The following is a 6567-nucleotide window of genomic DNA, read 5'->3' as shown; positions in this document are numbered from 1 at the left end:
GCCATCGGCGATCTGGTGGCCGATGGCGATGCGCGCCTTGAAGGCGACGCGGATGTACGCCTGGCCCAGGCGGTGATCGGGCAGTCGCTGAACGTTGCTGCGGCTGGCAGGCTGGACATGCGTACCGCCACCGTCGGCGGCGGTGCGCAGCTTCGCAGTGGCGGGGCGCTGGGCATTGGCACGCTGCAGGCGCAGGGGGCGCTGAACGGAACCACTGGTGCCACGCTGGTGGCGCAGACACTGTCTTCCGGTGCGGCGATGCAGCTGGAGGCGGCCGGTGCGCTGCAGATCCAGCAGCTGACCAGCAACGGCGACCTCGCTGCGAACGCTGGAGGTCTGCTGGCCATCGACGATGCCGCCGTGGGGGGGCAGGCAAGTGTGGATGGCGGCACGGATGTGCAGCTTGGCAATGCAACGGTCGCGCAGTCACTGGTGATCAACGCTGCGGGTCACGTCGATGTCGGTAACGCACGCATCGGCGGCAATGCCCAGGTGGGCAGCGGTGGCGACACCCACGTCCAGCGTTTCGATGGCCGCGGCGATCTGGTGGCGAATGCTGACGGCGCCATCACCCTCGGCAGCGCGGCGGTCGACGGCTCGATGACGCTGCGCGCCGGCCAGTCCATCGATGTGGGCACGGCCGTGATCGGTGTGGATGGTGACTGGCTCGCAGGCACCAACCTTTCCGCCGATGAGGTAAGTGTGGGTTGCAACTTCCGCGGCGATGCCGGTGTCGCACTGGTCATCGGCACGCTCAACGTGGGCTGCAATCTGGGGCTGTCGTCCAGCGAGGCGCTGCGGTTCGACGCCCTGCAGGCGGCCGGCGGCATCGCGCTGGCATCGCGCGGCTCGGATGTCCTGGGCCGGCAGGTGGACGCGGGAAGGGCACTGCAGGTGCAGGCTGCGGGCGATATCCGGATCGAAGCGGCCAGCGCCGGCAGCGACCTGGTGGCCACCAGCGGCGGCACCCAGCAATGGGGTGTGTACCAGGCCGGCGGCGATGCAGCGCTGCAGGCGGGTCGGGATATCCATTTCGGTGACGGTCGCAGCGGTGGCGCACAGTCGATCATTGCGGGTGGCAGCATCGGCTTCGAGCGGGCCAGCGCAGGCACCACGGCCTACATGGACGCCCAGGCAGGTTCGCTGGCCGGTGGGCAGTTGCAGGCGGCGTCTGCACAGCTGGCCGCACGTGACACCTTGTCGTTGGCACAGGCGATGGTCGATACCCGTCTGAACCTGGCCGCCGATGAGCTGCAGGCGCAGGTAAGTCAGTCCGATGCTGGCCCAGGCCTGCTGACGACCACGCTGACCGGCTACCGCAACGGTGTCGCCCGCCGGATCGTGGTGGACGTGCAGCCGCGTGATGCCTGGCTGATCGATGCGCTGCGGGCAATGGAGGCAGAGCTGACGTCCTCCTCTGCGAAGGTCGCCATCGCCGATGGCCATGTGGAACGCACCATGACCCTGACCACCCCGGCGCTGCACGTGCTGATGGACAACACCAGCCCGGCGCTGCGCCCGGCGGACGCGCAGCTGCTGCAGTTGAACCGCCGCTTCCACCTGGCGACCGATGGCCGCCTGCTGGATACCGACGCCTATGTGCTGCGGTTCAACGATGGGGTCGGGGTGAGCAGCCCGAACTACAACCGCGACCACCTCGAGGCCGGGCCGGCCTACCTGGGCGAAAGCGCGGTGCGCTACCTGGGCCGCATGCTCAATCTCCGCTCGCCGGAGATGGCGGTACCCGCCCGTGCGCCCGCGGAAGGTGATGAAGCAAACGCCCGCGATGTGGTGGCTCCGGCCCCGGGCGGCGCGGTCAACCTAGGGGCGCCCAACTGATGAACGACGGAAAACACACCATGTACCGAGGGATGTTCCTGATCGGCAGCGCGCTGCTGCCCTGTCTTGCACATGCGCAGAACAGTAGTGGCACCGCGGGGAAGGACACCGCACAGCGCATTGACGGCTACTACGAGCAGCGCCAGCCGCTGCAGCCGGAGCGCCCGGTGGTGGACCCGGTGCAGCCGGCGCCTCCGCCGGCCGGGCAACGCGGGCTGGCCGATGTCCGTGGCAGCTTCGTGCTCAACGAGGTGCGTTTCAGTCCATCGGCGCTGCTGCCGAAGGCCACGCTCGATGCGATCGCCGCCCGCTACCAGGGGCGCGAGGTCCACTTGGCCGAGCTGGAGACACTGGTGGCCGACGTCAATGCAGCTTACGAGGCAGCCGGGATCAGTACGGCACGCGCGCTTCTGCGCGAGCAGTCGATCAACGAAGGGCGCGTTGACGTCACCCTGCTGGAAGGCACGCTGGGTACGCTGGAGGTGACCGGGGAGGGCAAGGTGCCGGTGCGCTTTGTGGAGCGGCGGGTGCGGCAGCCGGTAGGGGAGGTGGTGCGCAGCGATCACCTGCGCGATGAGCTGATCTACCTCAACCGCACCACCGATCTGCAGGTGCGTGCACTGATGCGGCCCGGCCAGGCCGCCGGCCAGACCGATATCGTGCTGCTGGCGGAGGTGCCGGACCGAAGCAACTGGGGCGTATTCGTCGATAATTCCGGCGTAGAGACCACCGGCCGCGAGCGCTACGGTGCGCATGGCCAGTTCTGGGGTCTGGCGGGGATCAGTGACCTGCTGGCCGGCTCGGTGGCGTGGTCGCGCGGTGGCCTGGAAGGGCGCATCGGCTACTCCGGTATCGTCAACACGCGCAACGGCCGTGTCGGCGCCAGCGTGTCGCGCAGCCAGATCAACATCATCGACGGTGCCTACCGCGCCCTGGACATCACTGGCGAGTCGACCAGCTATGGTCTGGATTTCACCCAGCCGTGGGTGGCCACGCCGAACTGGCTGCTGTCCACCATCGCCAACGTCTCGCGCAGCAACTCCGTGTCCGATATCGGTGATGTGCGGGTGTCGGAGGTCGATTCGACCACGGTGACCCTGGGTGTCAGCACCGGCTATCGCAATGACGGCTACGACTGGACGTTCTATCAGGGCGTCTCGCGCATCCGCACCGATGAGACGCTGGCCGAAGGGCGTGCCTTCACGACCGCCAACGGATCCACCAGCTGGACCCAGCGCATCGGCAGCAGCGGCCTGCTGTACCGCGCACAGCTGGGTTGGCAGTTCAGCAACGGCGACTTCCTGCCCTCAAGCAACCTGTTCCAGGTGGGCGGCATCGGCAGCGTGCGTGGCTATGTTCGCGGCACCCTTTCCGGGGTGAAAGGCTACTTCGGCAGCGTCGAACTGCACCGGCCCTATCGGCAGGCGCACGATGTCTACGTGTTCTTCGATCATGGCGAGGTACGTGGCGACTACCCCACCTCGGCCAGCATCAGCAGCGTCGGCGTCGGCCTGAATGGACAGCTCGCCAAGCGCTACAGCTACAGCCTTGACCTGGGCCACCCACTGGACAAAGTGCTGCAGGACGATGACAGCCTGCGCGCCGACTTCCGCATCAGTGCACGCTGGTGATCGGCAGGGCCGGCGCCGCATGCTGAGAATGATTCGCATCAAAACCGTTCGCTGGCTATGATGCGGGTCCTTTCCGTTACGACCCCGAGCCCATCTTGAAGCGTGCCTTGCCAATCAGCCCCATGGGCCGCGTGTTCGCCACGGTCGCTTTCGTTGAAGCCCTGACCTGGGCCGGCCTGTTGATCGGCATGTACTTCAAGTACCAGGCAGCCGATCCGACCCCGGTCGGGGTCAAGATCTTCGGCCCGGTGCACGGTGTGGCCTTCATGGTCTACGTGGTGGTATCGGTGCTCGCCGCGATCCGCCTGCGTTGGCCGTGGTGGGCCGCGCTGCTGGCATTGGCTGCTGCGGTGCCGCCGCTGGTGACGCTGCCGTTGGAGTGGTGGTTCAAGCGTCGTGGGCTCTTGTTGGCGCCGATTACACGGAATGGCTGACGACAGCATCGGGCCTCTATGTTCGCTGGCCATATGAAGTAAAGAATGGAGTGCTGTCTGCAATTGCAGATAGCGCTTCAATTGAAGTGATGTGTCCCGGTCGCGGGTTTATTATCGGAGTGGTTTGGACGTAGAGCTTGCCGATGAGCTAGGGAGTTCGATTGCGATTCAATATTGATAGGCACCCGAAGTAGTCGCAGACCAAGGTTGGCCTGCGACGATTCCACGTGGCGATCTCCCCCTACCTCAGAATGTCTGTAGCTAGTTCCGAGTGGTCTCTGCAAGCTTGCATGCAGTTCGCATACTCCTCCCTACACTTTACCGGCTCCTCCCCTATCCTCAGGCAGGCCTTGTAACCATAGTCGCATTGCTTTTCACAGAACGGAGGTGCGCCTTCCGCCACGTATGCTGTGAATACGGCGACCCCCGAGATGATAGCTGCGGACAATAATCTGACCATCTGCATGATATCTCTCCGTCATGGGCCTGATCATTCAGGCACGCTGATAGTGGATGCAGAGCATTTCGATTTTTGCAACGCAACGCCCAATGTGAGTTTGGATCGAAAGATCTAATCGACTCAGTGCGTTTAAGAGGCTGCAATCCGTATATGCCGATAGGCCCAGTTTGTCACGGCGACGTGGCGCACTGGCGAGGCGCCAGCCAGCGGCAGTCGCGCCGCATTAGCGAGTCCAAACGTGCACATATGCGTCATCCAGCGCCCAGCACGCCAAGAATCTGCTTCGGCGACTGGAATCCCGCCAGCCGCGCGGTTTCGTGACCGTCGCGGACCACCAGCAACGTGGGGGTCTGGCGCAACCCGAGCTCGCGGAACAATCCCTCTCCAACCGTCTCGAGTCTGACCTTCAGCAGGGTCATGCCAGCGTCTTCAATCGCGCCAGCGACACTGGCCAACGACATCTCCAGCATCCGGCACCCCGGGCAGTCGTCCTTGTGGAAATCCACCAGCAGGGCCGGGTGCTCGCGCAGGGCGGCGTGGTAATCCTCGGGGGTCTGGGCGTGCAGGGTCAGCATGTCGTAGGGCTCTGGGTATGGGCCAACACGGTGTCGGTCCAGTGGTGGATGGTGTGGGTGTCTTCGGCGCCGTGCGGCATCTGCTCGATCTCCAGCACCGGGTACGGGGCGCCGAAGAACCGCGCCAGCCGGTGGGCGGCGCCGCAGTAGTACTCCTCGCCCCATTGGGTCTCGCCGGTACCGAATACCGCCACCGGGAACGGCAGTGGCAGCCCGAAGCGATCACGCAGCGCGGCCACGCAGTCCTTCATCTCCGCCGGGGTACGCCCGGCGTTGTCCGTCCAGGAACCGACCAGGCACAGGGCAGGTGGCTCTCCCGCCAGCGCCACGGCCGCGTCAACGGCATCCACGTCGACCCAGTCCACCCGGTGCCCCAGTGCCTCGCAGCGCGCCCGGATCAACGTGGCCACCTCGCGGGTGTTGCCGCTCAGCGAGGCGAAGGCCAGCAGGATGTGCATCGCCATGCCTCCTTACAGGTCGTCAAACCCGTTGTCCGCGTTGGTCTTCTTGTAACTGGCGTTGCGCATTTCGAAGAAGTCGGTCTTGGTCTCGGTGAAGTTGTCGGCGTAGGCCTTGATCCACGGCATCACGTTGACATTGGTCTCGCTGTACAGCTTCTCGATGCCCAGCATGCCGGCCATCTTGTTGGCGCGGTACTTCACGTAGCGGATCATCTCGTCCACGTCGATGCCGTCGATGCCGTCCAGCACCTCGCCGGTCCAGCGCGTTTCCAGCTGGATGGCGTGCTCGAAGGCCTCATGCACGTAGGCGGTCAGCTGCTCGCCCTGCAGCGCCGGATTCTCGCCGATGATGGCGCGGATCAGTTCGCTGATGAACTTGGTGTGGGCCAGCTCGTCGCGGTTGATGAAGCTGATGATCTTGCCGGTACCGGTCATGCGGTTCTGGCGGACCAGGTTGTAGAAGAACGCGAAGCCGGAGTAGAAGTTGATGCCTTCCAGGATCGAGGACTGGATCAATGCGCGGATCAGCGTCTCGGCGGTCTTCTCGCGCATGAAGTCATCGTAGGACTGCATGATCGGCGCGTTGCGGGCCAGGATGGTCGGGTGGGTACGGGCGATCTCGAACACGCGGTTCTGGTCGGCCAGCCCGGCGATCGAGGCGAGTACGTAGCTGTAGCTCTCGTTGTGGATCACTTCCTGCTGGCCGATGATCGCGGCATTGGCGTGCGCGGCGGGATCGGTGATGTACTCGGCAACGTTGTAGATGAAGCGCGTCTGCGGCGAGTCCAGCGTGGCCAGCAGGCCGATGATCGAGTCGTAGGCGTTCTTCTCGCGCGCATTGAGCTCGCCGTACTGGCGCGCGTCGCCCTTCATGTCGACTTCGTCGGGAATCCAGAAGTTGGTCGAAAGCTCCTTGTACGCGCGGTAGAAGGACGGGTAGGGGATATCGTTCCAGTTGAGGATGCCGCTGGTGCGGCCGTTGATGATGCCGGTGGAGCGGTTGGGGTGGCGCGGTTCGAGGATCTTGATGCGTTCGAGGGGGATGGCCATCGGGGTGTGTCCTAGTTTCTCTTCTGGCAGTGCGAGTTGCCGGCCAGCGGCCGGCACTACCGGGGCATGTGTGGGGTTGCCGGCCAGCGGCCGGCACTACCGGTCAGCTACCGGGCT

6 protein-coding genes are annotated in these 6567 nt (G+C 64.9%); 3 read left to right on the top strand and 3 right to left on the bottom strand.

What is annotated here, in order from left to right; all coding sequences use genetic code 11:
• The 3 genes from BCL79_RS20215 to BCL79_RS02025 all read left to right on the top strand — a co-directional run.
• A partial coding sequence (locus BCL79_RS20215) for a hypothetical protein (protein ID WP_183073638.1) occupies positions 1 to 1839 on the top strand: 1839 nt, incomplete at its 5' end.
• 20 nt (positions 1840 to 1859) lie between these two features.
• Positions 1860 to 3470 carry a ShlB/FhaC/HecB family hemolysin secretion/activation protein gene (locus BCL79_RS02030; RefSeq protein WP_147433833.1) on the top strand — a complete coding sequence of 537 codons (1611 nt, stop codon included), beginning with the start codon at positions 1860 to 1862 and terminating at the stop codon, positions 3468 to 3470.
• Between the two features lie 122 nt (positions 3471 to 3592).
• On the top strand, positions 3593 to 3904 hold the full coding sequence (locus BCL79_RS02025) for a DUF3817 domain-containing protein (RefSeq protein WP_428999437.1): 312 nt from the start codon (positions 3593 to 3595) through the stop codon (positions 3902 to 3904).
• A 711-nt stretch (positions 3905 to 4615) separates the two neighbouring features.
• Here the strand turns inward: BCL79_RS02025 and BCL79_RS02015 are convergent.
• From BCL79_RS02015 to BCL79_RS02005, 3 genes are read right to left on the bottom strand one after another with little or no spacing between them, the layout of a single operon-like run.
• Positions 4616 to 4939 (bottom strand): thioredoxin family protein, encoded by a 324-nt coding sequence (locus BCL79_RS02015; protein ID WP_121036938.1) that lies wholly within the window; start codon positions 4937 to 4939, stop codon positions 4616 to 4618.
• Positions 4933 to 5397 (bottom strand): flavodoxin, encoded by a 465-nt coding sequence (locus tag BCL79_RS02010; protein ID WP_121036937.1) that lies wholly within the window; start codon positions 5395 to 5397, stop codon positions 4933 to 4935. Before BCL79_RS02010 ends, BCL79_RS02015 begins: the two co-directional genes overlap by 7 nt.
• 12 nt (positions 5398 to 5409) lie before the next feature.
• Complete coding sequence (locus tag BCL79_RS02005; protein ID WP_088434232.1) at positions 5410 to 6450, bottom strand: ribonucleotide-diphosphate reductase subunit beta; 1041 nt, start codon at positions 6448 to 6450, stop codon at positions 5410 to 5412.
• Positions 6451 to 6567: the final 117 nt, after the last annotated feature.

The sequence above is a fragment of the Stenotrophomonas rhizophila genome (assembly GCF_003651185.1).
GTDB lineage: Bacteria > Pseudomonadota > Gammaproteobacteria > Xanthomonadales > Xanthomonadaceae > Stenotrophomonas > Stenotrophomonas maltophilia_Z.
The sequence above is the reverse complement of the archived record's forward strand: the minus strand, read 5'-3'. Positions and strand labels throughout refer to the sequence as shown.